This is a genomic window from Treponema sp. R8-4-B8, assembly GCF_054786175.1.
This window is the reverse complement of record NZ_BDHE01000173.1, coordinates 1-782: the sequence shown is the minus strand read 5'-3', so window position 1 is coordinate 782 and position 782 is coordinate 1. Positions and strand designations below refer to the sequence as shown.

Here is a 782-nt window from a genome sequence, read left to right as displayed (position 1 = left end):
CGTTCGGCTAGGTCGCCTGAAGGCTCCCACGCCTCACTCCACCCACATTTTTTTGTGCCCGAAAAACCGCTTCGCGGTTTTCTTATCGGGCGCAAAAAAACGTCGTTTACCGCCAAACGTTATGCGAAAGGCAGGCTAAATTGGTTTAAGAATATATTGACATAATATTAAATATAAGATATAAAAAAATAATGTTTTTCTGTAAGGAGATAAATTGTGGATATAAATTATGGTGAATATAATTTTAGTGATAATAAGAGCATAATTTCAATAGATAAAGTATGTGAATTATTGAGGAATAGTTATTGGGCAAATAATCGTAAAAGAGAAATAACAATTAAAGCAATAGAAAATTCTATATGTATTGGAATATACTTAAAAGAAAAAATGATTGGGTTTGCAAGAATTGTAACTGATTATGCTACAATGTATTGGCTTTGTGATGTGATTATTGATGAAAAATATCGTAAAAATGGTTTGGGGAAAAAATTGATCGAAATAATTACACAAATGAAAGAACTGGATGGAATGTTTGGGATTTTGGCAACAAGAGATGCACATGGATTATATGAAAAATATGGTTTTAAAAAAGTTGGGGATAAATATATGAGAAAAGATAATGAATTTATATTATAAAAATAATTATATAAAAATGATGTACGCCTGCCCATCGCATAACAGGTCGGTAAACGCATCGCCGCCTTACGGCGGCTCGGGGTTCCGTTCGGCTAGGTCGCCTGAAGGCTCCCACGCCTCACTCCACCCACATTTTTTTGCGCCCG

General features: G+C 35.0%; 1 protein-coding gene. It reads left to right on the top strand.

Annotated elements, in window-relative coordinates; genetic code table 11:
- The first annotated feature begins 216 nt into the window (after positions 1–216).
- Positions 217–636 (top strand): GNAT family N-acetyltransferase, encoded by a 420-nt coding sequence (locus tag ACYVRA_RS07690; RefSeq protein ID WP_461252151.1) that lies wholly within the window; start codon positions 217–219, stop codon positions 634–636.
- Positions 637–782 lie beyond the last annotated feature (146 nt).